A 19,090-nucleotide genomic window follows, 5' to 3' on the forward strand; every position below is an offset into this window, starting at 1 on the left:
GCTTCAGGCCCGCCTCGTGCAGATAGTCGTAGAACGCCTTCACCACGGCGGGATGCTGCTGCACGAACTCGTTGCGCACGGCCCAGATCGCGTAGTTCTGTGAGCCGATATCGCCGCCGCTGACCAGGAAATGCTCACCGGAATTGGCGCGCTCGGAAATGGAATAGGTCGACCAGGTCGCCCACGCGTCGACCTGCCCGGAGTGCAGCACCGCGGCACTCTGGTTGGGCTGCAGGTAGACCCGGGTCACCGCGGAGGCCGGGACATTGTCGCGGGCGAGGGCCTTGAGCAGCAGATACTCACTGGATCCGCCGTGCCACACGACGACCTTCTTGCCGGCCAGATCCGCGACGGTCTTGATGCCCGAGGAGTCCTTGACCAGGATGCCCTCCGCGACCTTGTCCGGTGCGACGGCCGCGAACAGCTTGAAGCCGGGCTTCTGCGCCAGCGCCGCGATGGCCGAAGTGATCGATCCTTGCGCGACGTCGAGCTGATTGTTGTCCAGTGCCTGCGCCGCCGGGGCGAACGGGCCGGAGGTGCCGGTCCATTCGACCTTCGCGCCGACCTTGGCCAGCGCGGCGTCCAGGCTGCCGTCCTTCTTGCCCAACGCCAGCGCGCCGGAGTTGCCCGGATCGGGAATTCGGATGGTGATGGCCGCATCCGCGGCGCCGCCCTTCGAGTCGTGCGCCGTGGAGCACGCGGAGGCGACGGCGGTGAGGGCGATGGCGGCCAGGACGAAGGTGCGTTTGACGAGTGCGGCCATGGGATTCTCCGAATAGTCGTGGGGCGGTTCAGCGTTCGGCGGCGCGGGCGCGCACCAGGGCGCGGGCGGCGGCCAGGGGTTCGGCGGCGGTCCAGGCGGCGATGTCCACCGGGTTCGCCAGGAAGCCGTGCTCGCGCAGGAACCTCTCCTGCCGGGAGAGCAGTTCCAGGCGGTCCTCGGACAGGTCCAGGCGCAGGTCGGCGCTGTCGGTCCAGGCGTAGGCCCCGGCGACTCCGGTTGCGCCCGCGCCGGTTTCGGCGGCCAGGATGCGCGAGACGTCGGCCGGATGCGCCGCGGCCCACTCGGCGGCCTCGATCAGTACCGCGAGGAAGCGCACCACGATCTCCGGATGCTCGTCGAGCAGGCGCTGGTGCACGGTGACCGGGCGCGGGGTGCCGTTGTTGATCCGGACCGTCCGATCCGGGAAGGAGTCCAGGTCGATCGCGATCACGGCGTCGTAGCGCGCGGCGGTCTCGACGGCCAAGGCGCCCTTGACATATACCGCGTCCACCCGCCCGGCGGTGAGCGCTTCCAATTCCGCGACCCACTGCGGCGCGTGCGGTGCCGCCTCGATATCGACGGGCACCACGTCGCCGAGTGTGAGACCGGCGGCCCCGAGCGCCCCGGCGAATCCGGCCAGCGCCATGGCCCGCCAGAAGTCGATGGCGATGGCGCGCTGCGGAATCGCGACCCGCGCGCCCGCCAGCTGTGCCGGTGCGGCGATGGCGCTGTCGCGGCGCACCAGGATCGCCTGCCGCTCCTCGATCCAGGTCAGACCGATCAACCGGGTCGGTTCGCCATTGCCGCGGGTCCACAGCGCCGGCACATTGCCGCCCTCCCGGAACAGGCCGGTGAGCGCATGGGTGAAGTGATCCTCGGGCGACCGGCCGCCACCCGCGTCCTGCAGCGAGCGCACCTGGATCCCGTCCGGAGCGAACTCCTCGGTGAACCAGCCACGATCCGCGGCGATACCGGTGGCGGTCGGCACCGGACAACGGGTGAACCACAGGGTGTCGAGCGTCGATGACAGAGCGGAAGCGGACATGGGGACGATGGTGCCATGCAGGCCAGATAATCCACGATATGGAATCAGTGGGATTCTTACTGCGAGACGGTTTTTCAATCCTTCCACATTGTGGAAGGATTGCGGCGTGACCACAGATACGGCCAAGCCCCGTGAGGGTGCCCAGGCGGTCCATCGGACGCTCGCGCTGCTGCGCGCGTTCGGGGACAGCCCGAACGACCTGTCGGCGTCGGACCTGGCGCGCCGCCTGGGGCTGGCCTTGTCGACGACCCACCGTCTCCTGCAAGCGATGACCTCGACCGGATTCCTCGAGCAGGACACCGACACCGCGCGCTACCGGCTCGGGCCGACCGTGGCCGAACTCGGCCGCGCCGCCTACTACCGTCGCGGATTGCACCGCGCCGAGCCGGAATTGGCCGAGCTGTCGCGCCGCACCGGCGTCGTCGCCGACCTCGCCGTGCGCGTCGGCGCACATGCGGTCATCCTGGTCGGCGGTTCGCTCGAGGGCGACAATCGCCGCACGCTGCGCCGCCCACTGCATTCGACCGCCCTGGGCAAGGTGCTGCTGGCCTGGTCGGATCTCACCGACGAACAGATCGCCGCCCTCTCACCGCTAACCGCGCTGACCGACCGCACCATCACCGATCCGCGGACCCTGCTCGACGAACTGACCACCGTCCGCGCCAACGGCTTCGCCCTCAACGACGGCGAATCAGCCTCGGGCGTCCGCTCGATCGCCGTCCCCGTCCTCGACGCCGACAACCACGCCCGCTTCGCCCTGGCACTGCGCTCCTCACCGGAAATCCTGATCGACACCCGACTGGACTGGTTCATCGAACAGGCCGCCGCCTGCGCGGCCGCCCTCGAAGTGGTCCTGCTCTCCCCCGGCCAACGCCGTTCCACCTCGCGCGTCCCGCTCACCCCGCACTGACCAACCGCAAGGTCAGCGGTCGCGATCGTTGCGCCATTGCTTGGTGACGCGGCCGATTTCGGTGACCGGGTCTTCCCCGTAGAGCCATTCGCGCGCGATTCGATGCCAGTTGTTGGTGGTGCGCAACTGGCCGAGCGCGGCGAAGGTGAAAAGGTCTGCGCGGCGGGAGAAGACGTGTTCGGGTGGCAGCAGTTGCCGACGCATGCCACGAAATTCGGCGGCTCTGGGGTCGATGGCCATGACCACCGCGCCGGTCGCCAGTTCCGGGGTGACCGTGATCTCCTCGTCCAGCAGATGCCATCCCGCTGCGGCCCAGACGTATTCGAGGCATTCCTCGGGTGTGACGCCCGAGGCGGGATCGATGATGCCGCGGCGTACCCAGTGTTCGAACAGGTCGTCGGTGCGGCGTTCGCACGCGGCGCGCAGGCCGGTGCGCTCGTATTCCACGTCGACAGCATCCATCCGGTGGTACAGCCCGAAATCGACGAAACCCACACGGCCACCGGCATCGAGCAGGATATTGCCGGGGTGCGGGTCGCCGCAGAATTCGCAGTCGGTGAAGAGTGAGGTGACATAGAAGCGGTAGACGAGTTCACCGATGTGATCGCGATCGGCGTCCGGCAGGGCTCGAATACCGTCGAAGGACTTCCCTTCCAGGAACTCGGTCACCAGAACGTGGTCGCCGCAATACTCTTCGACGCTGTCGGGCACCACGATGAACGGATGGTCGCGGTAGCGTGCCGCGACCCGATGCTGTGTCGCGGCCTCGCGCGCGTAATCGAGTTCACCGTTGATATTGCGGGCGATCTCGTCCAGTACGGCGGCGTCCCCGGCGCTGGGCAGCACCGATCTCAGTAGCCCGCTGAGCATTTCGAGATTGCGCATATCCGCCCGCACCGCGGCATCCACGCCCGGGTATTTCACCTTCACCGCCACCGCGCGCCCGTCCCGCAGCCGCGCCCGGTACACCTGCCCGATCGAGGCCGCAGCGACCGGTGTCTCGTCGAATTCGGCGAATACGCGCGCGAGCGGGCCCAAATCGCCCTCGAGGACCTTGCGCATCCCGGCGAACGGCACCGCCGGCGCACGGTCGCGCAGTTCGGCGAGCTTGGCGCGGAACAACTCCCGATGCGATTCCGGCACCAGGTCCAGGTCCAGTACCGACAGCATCTGGCCCAGCTTCATGGCCGCGCCCCGCATGCTGCCCAGCACGGTGACCAGCTGCTGCGCGGCCTGCAGGGCCGAGCGCTCCGCGAGAATCCGCCGAGCCTGTTCGGGCTGGCCGATCATCGACAGCCGCGTCCCGACTCCCCGGGCCGCCTGCCCGGCCGCCAGCCGTCCCAGCCGACCGCCGCGCGCGATCCGGCCCTTCGGCATCCTGTCGGCCATCCGAACCTCCCGGCCTTGTCGCGCAACAAGATACCCGACCGGGTTCGATCTTCGGTCGCTAAAATGAGGATCGCTCATTTTCTTCGCAGCAAGGAGGCCGCGATGCCGCCGAAGGCTGTGCGCCAACGCCGCCGACCCACCCAGGAACGGTCCAAGGCGACCCGGGATCACATTCTCGACACCGCCGCCAGGCTTTTCGGGGAGCGCGGCATCGCCGACACCTCGACCAATCGGATCGCGGCCGAGGCGAAGGTGAGCATCGGGACGCTGTACCGGTATTTCTCCGATCGCGGCGTCATTGTCGAGGAACTGCTCGACCGGCTGCTCGAGAACATCGAAATCCGCTTCACCCAATGGGTTTCGGGCGTCTCGCGGCAACCGCTGCCACAATTGCTGGCGTCGAAGGAGCAGGTCTTCACCGAATTGCTCGAGGTGTTCACCGAGGAACTGGTCGCGAACGCGAAACTGGTGCGCGCGCTGGTGGCGGGCGTGCAGTTCTACAGCAGCGGCCTGCCGGAATTCGAACCCCGCCTGCGGCTGCTGGTCAAGGTCCTGCTGATCCAGATACTCGGCCCGGGCGACGACCACAAATACGACACCATGACCTTCGTCCTGATCAACACCGGTTTCGCCAGCGTCCTGCGCGCCTCGGCACTCGAGGTCGGCAGCCAGGAGCGGCAGGACGCCATCGCCATGACCGCCCGGATGATCAGCACCTGGATCGAGGCCGAGCTGCGCGCGGCGGGGTGAACCCGCGACAGCCGGTGCGGTCAGAGCGATCCGCCGCCGCCCATGAGCCACGGGTTGAAGGTGCACTCCAGATTCGGATGCCCCGCCGGATCCAGGGCCCGCAGCGCGATCGACAGCGCCCGTGGCGAATACATCATCGTCAGGTGATCGGACAGGTCCTGCTCGCAGCCGTCCTGCAGCAGGATATTGGTGACCCGCGCACCCGGGCCCGCCTTCAGGAAGGTGAGGTCGACCGGGTTGGTGACCTCGTCGTAGCGGGTGCCCACAATGGTGTAGTCGATGCCGGGCACCGTATCCCCGTTGGCATTGAGCTTGTTCACGAAGTCCGAGCCGATGGTCTGCTGAATTCCCGCATGCCCCACGAAGATCTCGACGAACCCGAGCACGTCGATCCCGAAGTTGTTGATGGCCCGGCCCAATGCGCCGATGCCGTCGAGCGAGGTGCCGTGATGGGTCGCGCCGAAGGTGACCAGACTGTGCACCTTGGCCGCGCCGCCCTCGAACTTGGTGTACCAGTTCGACATCGCACCGCCTTGGGAGTGCGCGACCACATCGACCTGGGCCCCGCCGGTGGCGGCCAGCACCCGATCGACGAAGGCGGCCAGCTGTTTCGCCGAGTCCTGGATGTAGCCGGTGCCCATGGTGCCGGGCAGCACCGAGCCAAGGCCGCCGCCCTGGACCAGGTTGGAGCGCCCGTAATTGAAGGTGAAGGTGCAGAACCCGGCGTCCTTGATGGGCTGGCCCATGTAGGCGAAGCCGTTGTAGGCGTTCATCCAGGTGCCGTGGACCAGCACCACCGGCCGCGGGTGTTCGGCGCTGGGCTTGCAGTTCCAGTCGTTCGTACCGGGCGGCGCGGCATCGGGATTGAACAGCCCGTACGCGAAGGCCGCCAGCCACGAGGTCATGGCCGGTCCGGACCCATTGGTATCGGAGGCGTAGCCGCCCGAGAGCCCGGAGCTCGAGCCGGAGCCGCCGAAGCAGTCGCCGGAACCGTTGCCCGATCCGGCGCCGCTGCCGGAGGTACAGGCCGATCCCGAACTGGGCTCCGCGGTGGCGCCGGCGCCGGCGAATCCGACCGCCAGTAGCGAAACCCCCGTCAGGACCGCGGTTCTGACCGTCCTGCGGCGCGTACTTTGTCTCATTTCGTGCCTTCCTTCAGCGCGAGCTGGATTCGAGTTCCGCTGCCGCCGAATGTTTTCCGGCACCGAAACCGGGCTCAAACTAAGCCGCTCCCGGAAGGCCTCAGAAGGGCTCGCGCCGAACCCTGGATCAGCTCACCAATTTCGAGGCCGATATTCCGTGAGAACTTCCAGATATCGGTCGAATTCCGCGCACCCGGAAGCAGGGCGGAAAGACTCGGATCCGGAGAGGAAAGACTCCGGAGAGGAAAGACAATGAACCGTGACACCCTCACCGCCGGAGCCGAGCAGGCCCTGGCGCTCGTCGGACGGCATTACCGCTGCGCGGAACCCTTCCCGGTGGAGCGGGCCCGCATCCGCGAATTCGCCCGCGCCGTACAGGCCTTCCATCCCGCGCACTGGCAGGAGGCGGCGGCCGCGCGCCTGGGATTCGATGCCGTGGTCGCCCCGCCCACCTTCGCCGCCGTGGTGTGGCAGCGGGCGCGGCGCGAGGTCCTGGAGAAGCTGATCACCGGATACCGCCTCGACCGCGTCGTGCACGTGGACCAGACCCTCGACCTCGGCCGCCCGCTGCTGGCCGGGGACCTGCTCACCTGCGACGTGTACTTCGAATCCTTCCGGCATTTCCGATCTTTCGACGTCCTCACCCTCACCGCCGTCCTCACCGACCGGCACGGCGTCCAGGTCCAGACCGGCTCCACCGCGCTGCTGGCGCGCACCGGCAATCACGAGGACACCGGGGCCCGCGAGGCCTTCGCGCGCCCGGGCCGCACCGAGGCCGACGCCATGCTCACCGCCGCGCTGCGACACACCAGGCCGCCGCGCACCCGCATCGACTTCGACCGGCTCACCGAGGACACCCGGCTGCCCGCCGGGGGCGCCACCCTCAGGGCGCGCGATCTGGCGAATTACGCACGCGCCGTGGGTGGCCCGCACCCCGAGGACCTCCTGGTCCCCGATGCGCACGACCACCCGCGGACCGTGGTCGCACCCGGCATGCTGGTCCTGGCGCTGGCCGCCGGATACGTCACCTCCTGGACCCGGGACCCCGCCGCGGTGACCAAATATCGCGCCGAATTCGCCAACCACGTCCACTACCTCACCGTCCCCTGGGACGAGGACGCCGAGATCGAATTCACCGGCCGGGTCGTCGCGCGCGATGAGCGCCGCCGCACCGCCACCGTCGCGATCGAGGCGAAATCCCAGGGCCGCAGGCTCTTCGGCTACGCCAGCGCCGAGGTCAGCTTCGCGCCGCCGGTCGCGCGCTGACCCCGCGATCGGAGAACGAGCGCGCGATGAGCGCCGACCGCAACTGCCACAGATCGGCGGTGCGGGTGGGATCGAAACCGGTCAGCTGGCCTATGCGTTTCAGCCGATAGTCCACGGTGTTGGTGTGAATGTGCAGGACGCGGGCGGTGCGCTGGCGATTGAGATTGTTGCTGATATGGCATCGCAGGGTCTGCAGCAGTTCCGGATGCGCGTCCAGCGGATCCAGTACCGCGCCCAGGGTTTCGCGGCCCGGGCCCGGCCGGGTGAGCTGATATTCCAGGGCCATATCGGTGAACCGGTAGAGCCCGGCCACGCACTCGAGCCGCTGCACCATGTCCAGCAGTTCGTGCGCGCGGTCGGTCGCGGCCGGTATCGCCTCCGGGGCGGCGACCACCAGCGCGGCGGTGACGGGCACCCGCGCGGCCGCGGAGAGCCTGACGATCAGATCGTCCAAGCGCTCATCGGCGAGGGTCGTCGTGGGGATGAGGATGGTGCCGCCGTCCACGCTCAGCAGCGCCAGCGGCGTCTCACCGCAGCGGGTCGCGAGTTCGGCCTGCAGGCGGCGCAGTTTGCGGCGGGCCACCACCTTGCCGTCGAGCATCGGGTGCTGTTCGTCCGGATGCCCCGGAATCGCAAGGGCCAGCACGTAATACTCGGCCGCGATCTCGAGACCGCATTCGCGGGCCATGGTCGAGGTCGGATGCCCGCCCAGCAGCGCCGAGGTGAGCGTGTGCACGGCGGTGTGGTGCTCGCCGACCACGGCCTTGTGCTCGCGCACGTAGGCGCGGGCGACGGTCGCGCTGATCGTATCCAGCAGTGTCACCACGAGTTTCGCGCCGTCGATCAGATCCTCGTGATCCTGCGCGGTCGCCCGGGACATGACCCGATCCATGCCGATTTTGAAGCCCTCGTGGATGGAGTGCAGGACGGTGTCGATGGGCACGCCCTCGCGCGCCCATCCGGCCGCGGCCTCGGACAGCCTGCCGGTCTTGGCCGGGATGTCCCGGCCGTCGAGCATGCTCACCGCCAACTCCAGGCACACCCGGGTGACGGTGGTGACCTCACCGGAGATGAGGTCGCCGGGCAGGGTGGCGCACGGGATGACATGGTCGACGAAATGGCCTACCAGCTGCCGGGATACCGTTCGCACATCTTGCAGCGGGGTGGACATCGGCCGGCCGGAGACGGTCAGGCCCACCCGCGGCGTTCCGTCGGTTGTCATCGTCGACTTCCTTCCGATCTACGCACTTCATCGGTGGTTGCCGAACTCTAAGATGATCACGGGCTCACCTTCCACTCTCTTTCGCGGCGAGCGGTGCGCGACCGTGAATCGGCCGGATGAGCTGCGTGAACAAGCGATTGGTGTAACCGTCGGCGAACGGGCATCGACGAGTGTTGGTGAGATCCGCTCACTTTTCGGGAGAAGTCTCCAAAGCCGTGTCGCCGCGGCTGGTATCCGCCACAAAGACGTCCGGGAAACGCATCGGACCTCGAATTACGCTGTTACCGTCCGGGTTCGGAGGTGGACCATGGGTACATGCGAGGCCGACTACGACGTCGTGGTGGTCGGGTCGGGATTCGGCGGCAGCGTCACCGCGCTGCGGCTGACCGAAAAGGGCTACCGGGTCGGCGTCCTCGAAGCCGGACGCCGTTTCGCCGATGACGATTTCGCCCGCACGAATTGGGATTTCCGCCGGTATCTGTGGGCACCGCGGCTGGGCTGCTACGGAATTCAGCGGATTCACCGGCTGCGGGACTGCTTCATTCTCGCCGGGGCCGGAGTCGGCGGCGGATCGCTGAATTACGCGAATACCCTCTATCAGCCCGGCCCGGCGTTCTTCCGGGACCGGCAGTGGGCCGAAATCACCGACTGGGAGGCCGAGCTCGGCCCGCATTACGAACGCGCCCGGCGCATGCTGGGGGTCGTCACCAACCCGCGCCGCACCGACCCGGATCGGATCATCGCCGCGGTCGCCGAGCAGATGGGCGTCGGCGACACCTTCGTGCCGACACCGGTCGGGGTGTATTTCGGGGAGCCCGGAAAGACCGTCCCGGACCCGTATTTCGGCGGCGCCGGACCCGCGCGCACCGGCTGCCTCGAATGCGGCGAATGCATGACCGGGTGCCGGCACGGCGCGAAGAACACTCTCGTCAAGAACTACCTCGGGCTCGCCGAACGCGCCGGGGCCCGGGTGCATCCGATGACGACGGTCACCGCGCTGCGGCCGCGGCCCGACGGCGGCTGGCACATCGAGACCCGGGACACCGCGGCGCGAATTCGAGGCCGCCGCAGCGTCTTCACCGCCCGGCACGTGGTGCTCGCCGCCGGGACCTGGGGAACGCAACGACTGCTGTTCGCCATGCGCGACGCCGGGGTGCTGCCGGAGCTCTCACCGCGACTGGGCGTGCTGACCCGCACCAATTCCGAGGCCATCCTCGGGGCCGGGCGCACGACGGTCGATCCCGCCGTGGACCTCACCGGCGGGGTCGCCATCACCTCGTCGTTCCATCCCACCCCCGACACCCATATCGAACCGGTGCGCTACGGCAAGGGTTCCAACGCCATGGGGCTGTTGCAGACCTACATGATCGACGGCGACGGCCGGGTGCCGCGCTGGGTCAAGGTCGCGATTCCCGCACTGTCACACCCGATCCGGACCATGCGGCTGCTGCGCACCAAGCAGTGGAGCGAGCGGACGCTCATCCTGCTGGTCATGCAGAGCCTGGACAATTCGCTGACCACCTCCACCCGGCGCGGGCTCTTCGGCCGCCGCCGTTTCACCAGTGAACCCGGTTACGGCGCACCGAATCCCGGCTGGATCCCGGTCGGGCACGAGGTCACCCGCCGTGTCGCCGACCAGCTCGGCGCGACACCCGGCAGCACCTGGCCGGATCTGTTCAACCTGCCCATGACCGCGCATTTCATCGGCGGCTGCGTCATCGGATCGAATGCCGAGCAGGGTGTGATCGATCCGTATCACCGGGTGTACGGGTATCCAACACTCAGCATCGCCGACGGCTCGGCGATCTCGGCGAACCTGGGCGTGAATCCGTCGCTGACCATCGCGGCCCAGGCCGAACGCGCGGCCTCCATGTGGCCCGACAACGGCGACGCCGACCCGCGCCCGGAAATGGGCCAACCGTACCGGCGCATCGCACCGATCGCGCCCGGGCACCCGGTGGTACCCGAGCACGCACCGATCTTCCTTCCGATAGTCGGTTAGACCCCGGCCGTCAGCGGAAATGCTCGATCAGCAGCCGGCTGAGCGGTTCGGGGGCCTCCTCCGGAATCCAGTGCGACACACCGGGTAGCACCTCGAGTCGGAAGGGACCGTCGACATACCGGTCCGTCAATTTCACACCCGTGTCGAGGACCGCGGTGTCGCGGTCGCTCCAGATCTGCAGCACCGGGACATCGACGCGGCCGCGCAGCAGGCGCGGAGAGGTGAACGGCATCCCGCGATACCAATGCAGTCCCCCGCGCGCGATCACCCTGTCGCGCAACCGATCCGAGTCGCGACGGGCCACCTCCGGGGACTGTCCGGTCCGCCGCAGCAGTGTCGGGAACGCGGCCGTCCGCATCATGAATTCCGGAATCAGCGGCAGCTGAAACAGATACATGTACCAGGAGGCCACCCCTTGGCGGCTGGTGAGCATCGACCGCAGGAACGCGCCCGGATGCGGGACCGACAGCGCGGTCAGCGACCGCACCTGGCCCTGTGCGTGGATCGCCGCCGCCCAGGCCGCGGCCGCACCCCAGTCGTGGCCGACCAGGTGCACCGGCCGCCCGATCTGCCCGATCATCGACAGCACATCCCGGGCCTGTTCGTCGAGCCGATACTCCCAGCGCCAGCGGGGAGCCGCGGTGGCGCTGGCGCCCCGCAGATCCGGCGCGAAAGTCCGGAATCCGGCCTGGTTCAACAGTTCCGCCGTCGCCGCCCAACTGCGCGCGTCCTGCGGCCAACCGTGCAGCAGCAGGACCGGTTCACCCGCGAGCGGGCCGGAATCGACCACCGGAAATTCCAGCTCACCGCGGCGAAACGTGGCGATCCGCCCCGGATCGCTCCACACGCCACCGGACCCACCGGCGGATACGTTCGCCGTCGTCGACATCGGTACCTCCTGCGATCGCGCCATTGCCGCTCCAGCGTGTCACAGCGCCCACATTTCCGCTACCGACAGTTACACATAAATGGATCGAACGCATTGAACGATGCACAATCGTGGCACCCTTTTCTATGGGGGCCTAGAGTCAAGGCATGGGCATCGAGTGTTCGAGCGTCGTCTCCGCACCGCTGACCGACGTCTTCGACTGGTTCTCCCGTCCCGGCGCCTTCGCACGATTGGCACCACCCTGGCAACCGATCCGGCTGCTCGAGGAAACCCGTTCCCTCGCCGACGGACAAGCGGTACTCGGTTTGCCAGCGGGTCTGCGCTGGGTCGCCCGCCACGACCCGGCCGCCTACGATCCGCCGCATCGTTTCGCCGACGAGGTCGCCGCGGCGGGTCCCGCTTCCCGGCCCGCGGCGCTGTTGATGCGCTGGCGCCACATCCACGAGTTCGAAGCGGTGGACGCCGAGCACACCAGGGTGATCGACCGGGTGCACACGCCGGTGCCCGCCGCATTGCTGCGGGCCACCTTCGACTACCGCTATCGCCAGCTCGCCGAGGATCTCGCCGCGCACCGGCGAGCGGCCCGGGCCGGACTCGGTCCCCGGACCATTGCCGTCACCGGGGCCGGCGGGCTCGTGGGGTCGGCGTTGACGGCCTTCCTGAGCACCGGCGGCCACACCGTGGTGCGGCTGGTCCGCCGCACGCCACGCGAACCCGATGAGCGGCAATGGAATCCGGCCGCACCCGATCCCGCGCTGCTCGACGGCGTCGACGCGGTGATCCACCTGGCCGGGGCGTCGATCGCGGGCCGGTTCACCGAACGGCATCGCCGCGAGATCGCCGACAGCCGCGTCGGACCCACCCGAGCCTTGGCCGAGCTCGCCGCGCGCGCCGGGATCGGTGTCTTCGCCAGCGCCTCGGCGATCGGCTACTACGGATTCGACCGCGGCGACGAGGAATTGACCGAGGACAGCGGCCGCGGCGAGGGCTTCCTCGCCGATGTCGTCGCCGACTGGGAGGCCGCCACCGACCCCGCGGCCGAGGCCGGGATCCGGGTCGTCCGGGTGCGCACCGGCATCGTGCAGTCCCCCGCCGGCGGCACGCTGCGCCTGCTGCGTCCGTTGTTCGCGCTCGGGCTCGGCGGGCGCATCGGCGATGGCCGGCAGTGGATGTCCTGGATCGGCATCGACGATCTGGTCGACGTGTATCACCGTGCGCTGTGGGACGATTCGCTGTCGGGCCCCGTCAATGCCGTGGCACCCGCGCCCGTACGCAACAGCGATTACACCGCGACGCTGGCGGCCGCGCTGCACCGGCCCGCGCTGCTGCCGGTCCCCGGGTTCGGCCCCGCGCTGCTGCTGGGTTCCCAGGGCAACCGGGAACTCGCCGCCGCCAGTCAGCGCGTACTGCCAGCCGCGCTGACAGCGGCCGGGCATCACTTCCGCAATCCCGATCTCGACTCCGCCCTGCGCCACCTGCTGGGCGAGAATCCGCCCGCCGCACCCGAATCCGATACTGCCCAGCGGTGACCATCGCCCGCTACGCGCTCTCCACCGAAAGTCGCATCGTTAGTGCATCGTTTTGCTAGAATCGATCCGGTCCCAGAACACGGCGACTCCGGGAAACACGAGTAACGGCTGGGTGCCCGAAGCGTCGACGGTGTCGCAGCAGCGCCGCCCGCACATCGTCGACGCGGCCCGGGCACAATCAGGGTCATGTCACCACGCCCGACGACCACCCCGGATCAGGCCGGTTATTCCGTCCGCGTGGTCGCCGAGCGCCTCGGCATCCCGACCGCCACCCTGCGCAGCTGGAATCGCCGCTACGGCATCGGGCCTCGCCAGGATCGGCCCGGACGGCATCGGCTCTACTCCGAAGGCGATATCGCGGCGCTCGTGCGGATGCGCGAACTGCTCGACACCGGCATGAGCGCGGCCGCGGCGGCGGCCGCCATTCGCGGTCCGGCCTTGCCGCGCGGCGACCGGGCGGCGCTGCTGGCCGCCGCGTTCGCGCTCGACGAGCAACTGGTGTGCGGTCTGCTCGAACAGCATGTGCGCGCCCACGGCGTGGTCGAGACCTGGAATGGGTTGTGCCGCCCCGCCTTCGCGGAGGTCGTGGACCGTCAGCTGGGTGGCGACCGGTGCATCGATGTGGAGCACCTGCTGTCGTGGTGCCTGATCGCCACCCTGCACCGGCTCACGCCGCCGGTGCCCTCGCATCCCGCCCCGACGCTGGTGCTGGCCTGCACGAGCGGTGAAACCCATTCGCTGCCATTGGAAGTGCTGCACGCCGCGCTGTCCGAACGCGGGATCGGCGCACGCATGCTCGGCCCGGACGTCCCGACCGAGGCCTTGAGCGCGACACTGGACCGCATGCCCGCTCCCGCCACCGTCATGCTCTGGTCCCAGCGGGAGGCGACCGCGCTGACCTCGGCCGTGCGCGCCTGCCTGGCCGCCGACGCCCGCGTCCACGTGGGCGGGGACGGCTGGCAGGACGTGCTGCTGCCCGACTCGGTGGTCCGCCTGACCAGCCTCACCGACGCGGTCGAACGACTCGGCCACCCGGCGGCGCGATGACACGGCAACGCTCCGTCAACGAACTCGGCGAGTTCCTGCGCGCCTGCCGCGCGGCCGTGCGACCGGAAGAAGCCGGGCTGGTCGCGCACGGCCGCCGACGGGTCGCGGGATTGCGCCGCGAGGAAGTCGCGGAACTCGCGGGTGTGAACACGGACTACTACACCCGGCTCGAACAGGGACGCGAGCGCAACCCGTCGGCGCAGATGCTGGCGGCGTTGAGTTCGGCGCTGCGGCTGAACGAGGCGTTGCGCGAGCATCTGTATCGGCTCGGGGGCATCGCCGCGCCCGCGCGGATCGCCAGTGAGACGGTCGGTCCGACGGTGCGCGGCCTGCTCGACTCCTATCCGGCCGCACCGGCTCTGGTGTTGAATCCGGCGATGGACATCCTCGCCGCCAATGCGGTGGCCGAGGTCTTCTTCTCCGGATTCCCGCGCCTGGACAACCTGGCGCGCATGACCTTTCTCGAACCGGCGGCCCGCCGGTTCTGCATCGAGTGGACCTGGACCTGCCAGGCGATGGTCGCGGGCTTCCGGCAGGCGGGCGCGCTGTTTCCGGAGGACCGGCGGCTGCGGCAGGTGGTGGCCGAACTCCTCGACGCCAGTGCCGAATTCGCCGAGCTGTGGCAGTCGTACACGCTGTGCGTCGCGACGAGCGAGGCCAGGCGGTTCCGTCATCCCGAGCTCGGCGCGCTCGCGCTGACCTACGAAACCTTCGATGTGCGCGGCGCGGCGGGTCAGCGCCTGATGGTCTATCGGGCCGAGCCCGGCAGCGCCACCGCCGCGGCCCTGGCCGGTGCCGGGGTGTAGCGCACCCAGGCAACCGGGCGGCGCCGGTGCTTACCATCACCGACCGTGAAAACCTTCCCCCACAATCGCACTCGGTCCCGTCGCGGCGTGGCGGCGGGCGCGGCCCTGCTCGCGCTGGCGGCCGTCGGTGTCGCCGCACCGGCAACCACACTGGCGCAATCGGATTCGTGCCCGTCCGTCACCGTGTCCACGGTCGCCACCGCGGTGATCCCGTTCGTGGACTGGGCCGAGAATCTCGGGTTCGACGGGCAGGGCAATCTGTGGGTGGCGCGGCTCTACCGCAACGAGGTGCAGCGTTATGACTCCGCGGGCCGGGTCACCGCGACGGTGCCGGTGCCCTCACCGGGCGCGATTCGCCTGGGTCCCGACCAGCTGCTGTATGTGGTCTACGGCGACAACTCGCTGAACTTCGCACCCGGCGTGCACGACAGCGGTGTCGTCCGCTTCGATCCGGCAGCCGCCACGCCCGTCGCCGAACCCTTCGTCAGCGGTTTGACCATGGCCAACGGCGCCGCGTTCGATACCTCGGGCAATCTGTACGTCGCCGACACCGGAATCGGGGTACTGCGGGTCCGGCCCGACGCCACGATCGACACCGAGTGGTCCGCGCAGGCCAGGATGTTCGGCGTCAACGGCCTTGCCGTCCACGGCGATTCGGTCTACACCACCGTCTACCTCACCCCGCAGGGCCGACTGCTGCGCATCCCGATCGCCGACCCCGCCCGGCAGAGCACCACCGTGGAGACGGCGCTGGCCGACGATCTCGCGGCGGGCCGGGACGGATTCCTCTATGTGGCCTCCACCTCCGGCGCTCTCCTGCGCGTGGATCCCGATCCCGACACCCGCACCACCTGCACACTGCTGAACCGCGACCCCTTGGCGGCGGTGGCCGCGCTCCCGAACTCCGGCGACCTGATGGTCGCCACCGGCCGCGGGGACGTCCTCCGGGTTCACTTGCGAACCAGCGGCTCCGGCTCCTGAGCACCCGCCGACCGCGCAACACGCCCGATCCGGGCTGACGGATCGGGCCGCGACGCCGCTACGTTGGCGGTGTGCCAGACGAGACGACCACCAGCGCAGCGGACGAGCCAACTCCGGACGACGGCCCGCCGCCCCCGGACACCAAGGACGACACCGCGATCACGCCCGACCGGCTGGCCGCGGCGGTGCTCCCGGCCTGGCTGCCGCGCGCCTACCTGCTGGCGGCGGCCACGGTGGCGGGGGTCGTCATCACCTTCTGGGCATTGATGCGACTGCACGGGCTGCTGACGGTGCTGGTGGTGTCGCTGTTCCTGGCCTTCGCCATCGAACCCGCGGTGAACTGGCTGGCGGCGCGCGGCTGGAAGCGCGGGGCGGCGACGCTGTCGGTCTTCGTGGTGGTGACCGGGGTGCTGGTCGGATTCGTCTGGACCATGGGCGAATTGGTGGTCGGGCAGGTGACCATGCTCATCAAGAATCTGCCCCAGTACACCGAAAACACGGTCGTGTGGGTCAATACCTCGTTCCACACCGAAGTCTCGGTCACCGATCTGACCGATCGCTCCTCGGATCTGAGTTCGAAACTGCAATCGTGGGCGCTGAACCTGGCCGGGGATGTGTGGGGTATCGGCACCACCGCACTGGGCGTGCTGTTCCAGGGCCTGGGCGTGCTGCTGTTCACCTATTACTTCGCCGCCGATGGACCGCGCTTCCGCAATGCGGTGTGCTCGCTGCTGCCGCCGCGTCGCCAGCAGCATGTGCTGCGCGCCTGGGACATCGCGGTCGAGACGACCGGAGGCTACCTGTATTCACGTGCGCTGCTGGCGTTCTGCTCGGCGGTGGCGCACTTCGCCGCCATGCGGGTGCTGGACATTCCGTCGGCGTTCGCGCTCGCGCTGTGGGTGGGTGTGGTGTCGCAGTTCATTCCCACCGTCGGCACCTACCTCGCGGGCGCGCTCCCGGTGATGGTGGCGCTGGCGCACAATCCGCGGACGGCGCTGTGGATCCTCGGTTTCATCGTGGTGTATCAGCAGTTCGAGAATTACGTCCTGCAGCCGCGCATCACCGCCACGACCCTGGATATGCATCCCGCGGTCGCCTTCGGCGCGGTGCTCGCGGGCGCGGCGCTGTTCGGCGCGACCGGTGCGCTGCTGGCGATTCCGGTGACGGCCACCGCGCAGGCCTTCCTGTCGGCCTACGTCCGCCGCTACGACGTGCAAGATCCGGCGGTGGCGGCATCCGGCAAGGGGTGATCGGCGGTCAGCGTTTGAAGCGGCCGGCGAAGGCGCGCAACGGCAGATCGGCACTGGTGATGATGCCGGGGCGCGCCGCGACAACGGATTTGATCGCGTTCAAAGCCGGAAGGCCGGTGACGGTCATGCCGATGGAGGCGAAGTTCTCCGGATCGGACAGGTCGAAACCCTTGGGCGGCAGGATCATATGCTTGCTGTAGATCGTCGGATCCCCGATGACCTGGGTGATGTAGCAGCCCTTGATGTTCCACGACGGTTCGGTGTGCGGGGTCATCTGCCATTCGAGGTGGGTCTCCACGCGCGGCACGCCGTCGACCATGCCCTGGTATTTGATGTAGTTCGCCCCGAGTGAGCCCTTGGGCAGGACGTACCAGCCGAGATCGATGTCCTTGGTGCAGGCGCCGAGCTCGTAGCGGAAGGCCACCTCGTCGAGTTCGAGACCGAAGGCGTCGGCCATCAGGTAGACCGAGTCGGCGAAGACCGCGGTGTACTTGTGCAGTGACTCCGGGATGGTCGGATCGTCGATCGGGCGGCCGTAGCCCACGGCCTTCCAGGTGTCGACCGAATGGTGGCAGGACACGTCGACCGATTCGGTGACGGTGACATTCTCGATATCGGCGACGTCGGCGGTGTGCACGATGCTCAGGATCTGAGCCAGACCGGGATTCATGCCGGTTCCGTAGAAGGTGGAACCGCCACGCTCACAGGCGGATTGGATGACCTCGCTGACCTTGCGGCCCGAGGGATGCGGATGGTTGGTGTCGCGGTGGAAGCCGGTGATCCAGTCCGCGGTGGTGACCACGTCGATTCCGGCTTCCAGCACCCGCTCGTAGAGGTCCTCGTCGGGGAACACGCCGTGGAAGGTCAGGACATCGGGCCGGGCGTCGATGATCTCCTGCACCGAGCCGGTCGCGACCACCCCGATCGGACCGATGCCCGCGATCTCACCCGCGTCGCGGCCGATCTTCTCCGGCGAATAACAGTGCAGCCCGACCAGTTCCAGGTCGGGGTGATTGCGGATGCGGGCGATCATCTCGCTGCCGACATTGCCGGTGGCGACCTGGAAGACCCGGATCTTTGCCGCGTTGCTCATCAGGACAGGGCCTTTCGATCCTCGGTGGGGTAGAACTGGCTCGCCCAGGCGCGCAGCGCGGTGAAACCCTCGAATTCCTTGCGCGACAACGCCGGTGGGTCCGAGTAGCGCTGGTGCGCCCAGATGCGGATATCGGCTTCGAACTGCTCGATCACGTAGTCGGCCATCGCCTTGCCGTACGGGCCGAGTTCGAGGGAGTCGTCGCCGGGTTTGCGGCCGATCCACACGGTGAATCGGACATCGCAGGTGTGCTCGTCCACCGGTGTCACCGCCGGCATGGTGCGGTTGTCGACCATGCCCCAGCTCTTGGTGATCGAGCAGCCCAGCCCGGCATTGATCGATTCGACACCGCTGTGCACGTCATCCTGCGTCACCCCGGCGTCGAAGGCGATGGTGAAGTCGACATAGGACACCGGCCCGGAGAAGTCGTGGCGGGTGAACTCCGGCACGAACGGCGTCTTGTGCACGAATTTGAAGTGCGCGAAATCGACGCCGTTCTCGAGCACGTACTGCGGATGCAATTCCAGCCCCGGCCGATACAGCGTCGCCGTCGGGACCGGCGGATAGTAGTCGGCGGCGGTCTTGCCGTCACCGAAGGCCATGAACAGGTCCGGCACCTCGAAATACGGTGGCCTGCCATCGATATCGAACCAGATCCACACCGCCTCATTGCGTTCGACGACCGGATAGGAGCGAATGCGGCGGCCCTTGTTCGGGTGCGTCTCGTACGGGATGCAGACATTGCGTCCCTCGCGATTCCACTCCCAGCCGTGGAACGGGCACACCAGGTTCTCGCCCTCGACGTGGCCGCCGTAGCCGAGGTGCGCGCCGAGATGCTCGCAGTAGGCATCGAATACGGCGACCTGCCCCGAATGCGTTCGCCAGGCGACCATTTCGCGCCCGAAGTACTTCATGGAGTGCACGGCCCCGGCCGAAATCTCACTCCCCCAGGCCACCTGGAACCAGCCGGTCGGCTGCATCGGCAGCGGCGGTTTGGCCATTCGAT

General features: G+C 68.5%; 17 protein-coding genes. 9 read left to right on the forward strand and 8 right to left on the reverse strand.

The window, feature by feature from the left end:
- Together ON43_RS18005 and ON43_RS18010 are read right to left on the reverse strand one after the other, a co-directional pair.
- The coding region (locus ON43_RS18005) for an NrtA/SsuA/CpmA family ABC transporter substrate-binding protein (protein ID WP_040808954.1) at window positions 1–763 on the reverse strand (763 nt) is incomplete at its 3' end.
- A 28-nt stretch (window positions 764–791) separates the two neighbouring features.
- Window positions 792–1,808 carry an ABC transporter substrate-binding protein gene (locus ON43_RS18010; protein ID WP_040808956.1) on the reverse strand — a complete coding sequence of 339 codons (1,017 nt, stop codon included), beginning with the start codon at window positions 1,806–1,808 and terminating at the stop codon, window positions 792–794.
- Between the two features lie 106 nt (window positions 1,809–1,914).
- Here ON43_RS18010 and ON43_RS18015 point away from each other — a divergent pair, with 106 nt between their 5' ends.
- Entirely contained in the window at window positions 1,915–2,718 is an 804-nt protein-coding gene (locus ON43_RS18015) for an IclR family transcriptional regulator (RefSeq protein ID WP_040808958.1), read from the forward strand.
- Window positions 2,719–2,730: 12 nt separating this feature from the next.
- On the opposite strand, the gene ON43_RS18020 is transcribed toward ON43_RS18015, so the two are convergent.
- Window positions 2,731–4,107 (reverse strand): ABC1 kinase family protein, encoded by a 1,377-nt coding sequence (locus ON43_RS18020; protein ID WP_040808960.1) that lies wholly within the window; start codon window positions 4,105–4,107, stop codon window positions 2,731–2,733.
- Between the two features lie 102 nt (window positions 4,108–4,209).
- On the opposite strand from ON43_RS18020, the gene ON43_RS18025 reads away from it, so the two are divergent.
- Entirely contained in the window at window positions 4,210–4,857 is a 648-nt protein-coding gene (locus ON43_RS18025; protein WP_040809123.1) for a TetR/AcrR family transcriptional regulator, read from the forward strand.
- Window positions 4,858–4,877: 20 nt separating this feature from the next.
- On the opposite strand, the gene ON43_RS18030 is transcribed toward ON43_RS18025, so the two are convergent.
- The gene (locus tag ON43_RS18030; protein ID WP_040808962.1) at window positions 4,878–5,999 is read right to left on the reverse strand and encodes an esterase/lipase family protein; all 1,122 of its coding nucleotides are present in this window, start codon (window positions 5,997–5,999) and stop codon (window positions 4,878–4,880) included.
- A 252-nt stretch (window positions 6,000–6,251) separates the two neighbouring features.
- On the opposite strand from ON43_RS18030, the gene ON43_RS18035 reads away from it, so the two are divergent.
- Window positions 6,252–7,265: an FAS1-like dehydratase domain-containing protein gene (locus ON43_RS18035; RefSeq protein ID WP_040808964.1), complete on the forward strand. Its 1,014-nt coding sequence runs from the start codon at window positions 6,252–6,254 to the stop codon at window positions 7,263–7,265.
- Here ON43_RS18035 and ON43_RS18040 read toward each other — a convergent pair.
- Window positions 7,237–8,487: a PucR family transcriptional regulator gene (locus ON43_RS18040; protein WP_040808966.1), complete on the reverse strand. Its 1,251-nt coding sequence runs from the start codon at window positions 8,485–8,487 to the stop codon at window positions 7,237–7,239. The two genes, ON43_RS18035 and ON43_RS18040, sit on opposite strands and share 29 nt — an antisense overlap.
- A gap of 307 nt (window positions 8,488–8,794) precedes the next feature.
- On the opposite strand from ON43_RS18040, the gene ON43_RS18045 reads away from it, so the two are divergent.
- Entirely contained in the window at window positions 8,795–10,489 is a 1,695-nt protein-coding gene (locus ON43_RS18045; protein ID WP_040808968.1) for an FAD-dependent oxidoreductase, read from the forward strand.
- A gap of 10 nt (window positions 10,490–10,499) precedes the next feature.
- Here the strand turns inward: ON43_RS18045 and ON43_RS18050 are convergent, their stop codons facing one another.
- Window positions 10,500–11,378: an alpha/beta fold hydrolase gene (locus ON43_RS18050; RefSeq protein ID WP_051178618.1), complete on the reverse strand. Its 879-nt coding sequence runs from the start codon at window positions 11,376–11,378 to the stop codon at window positions 10,500–10,502.
- A 146-nt stretch (window positions 11,379–11,524) separates the two neighbouring features.
- Here ON43_RS18050 and ON43_RS18055 point away from each other — a divergent pair, with 146 nt between their 5' ends.
- From ON43_RS18055 to ON43_RS18075, 5 genes are all read left to right on the forward strand, one after another.
- Complete coding sequence (locus tag ON43_RS18055) at window positions 11,525–12,907, forward strand: TIGR01777 family oxidoreductase (RefSeq protein WP_040808972.1); 1,383 nt, start codon at window positions 11,525–11,527, stop codon at window positions 12,905–12,907.
- Window positions 12,908–13,093: 186 nt separating this feature from the next.
- On the forward strand, window positions 13,094–13,954 hold the full coding sequence (locus ON43_RS18060; RefSeq protein ID WP_040808974.1) for a MerR family transcriptional regulator: 861 nt from the start codon (window positions 13,094–13,096) through the stop codon (window positions 13,952–13,954).
- Window positions 13,951–14,760, forward strand: a complete 810-nt coding sequence (locus ON43_RS18065) for a helix-turn-helix domain-containing protein (protein ID WP_051178620.1) — start codon at window positions 13,951–13,953, stop codon at window positions 14,758–14,760. The genes ON43_RS18060 and ON43_RS18065 overlap by 4 nt, the downstream gene beginning before the upstream one ends.
- A gap of 45 nt (window positions 14,761–14,805) precedes the next feature.
- The gene (locus tag ON43_RS18070; protein WP_157514097.1) at window positions 14,806–15,741 is read left to right on the forward strand and encodes an SMP-30/gluconolactonase/LRE family protein; all 936 of its coding nucleotides are present in this window, start codon (window positions 14,806–14,808) and stop codon (window positions 15,739–15,741) included.
- A 71-nt stretch (window positions 15,742–15,812) separates the two neighbouring features.
- Complete coding sequence (locus ON43_RS18075; RefSeq protein ID WP_083913507.1) at window positions 15,813–16,991, forward strand: AI-2E family transporter; 1,179 nt, start codon at window positions 15,813–15,815, stop codon at window positions 16,989–16,991.
- Window positions 16,992–16,998: 7 nt separating this feature from the next.
- On the opposite strand, the gene ON43_RS18080 is transcribed toward ON43_RS18075, so the two are convergent.
- Together ON43_RS18080 and ON43_RS18085 are read right to left on the reverse strand one after the other, a co-directional pair.
- Window positions 16,999–18,084 (reverse strand): NAD(P)H-dependent amine dehydrogenase family protein, encoded by a 1,086-nt coding sequence (locus ON43_RS18080; protein WP_040808978.1) that lies wholly within the window; start codon window positions 18,082–18,084, stop codon window positions 16,999–17,001.
- Complete coding sequence (locus ON43_RS18085) at window positions 18,084–19,085, reverse strand: Rieske 2Fe-2S domain-containing protein (protein WP_051178621.1); 1,002 nt, start codon at window positions 19,083–19,085, stop codon at window positions 18,084–18,086. Before ON43_RS18085 ends, ON43_RS18080 begins: the two co-directional genes overlap by 1 nt.
- Between the last annotated feature and the right edge of the window lie 5 nt (window positions 19,086–19,090).

It is taken from the genome of Nocardia concava NBRC 100430, assembly GCF_000308815.1.
Lineage (GTDB): Bacteria > Actinomycetota > Actinomycetes > Mycobacteriales > Mycobacteriaceae > Nocardia > Nocardia concava.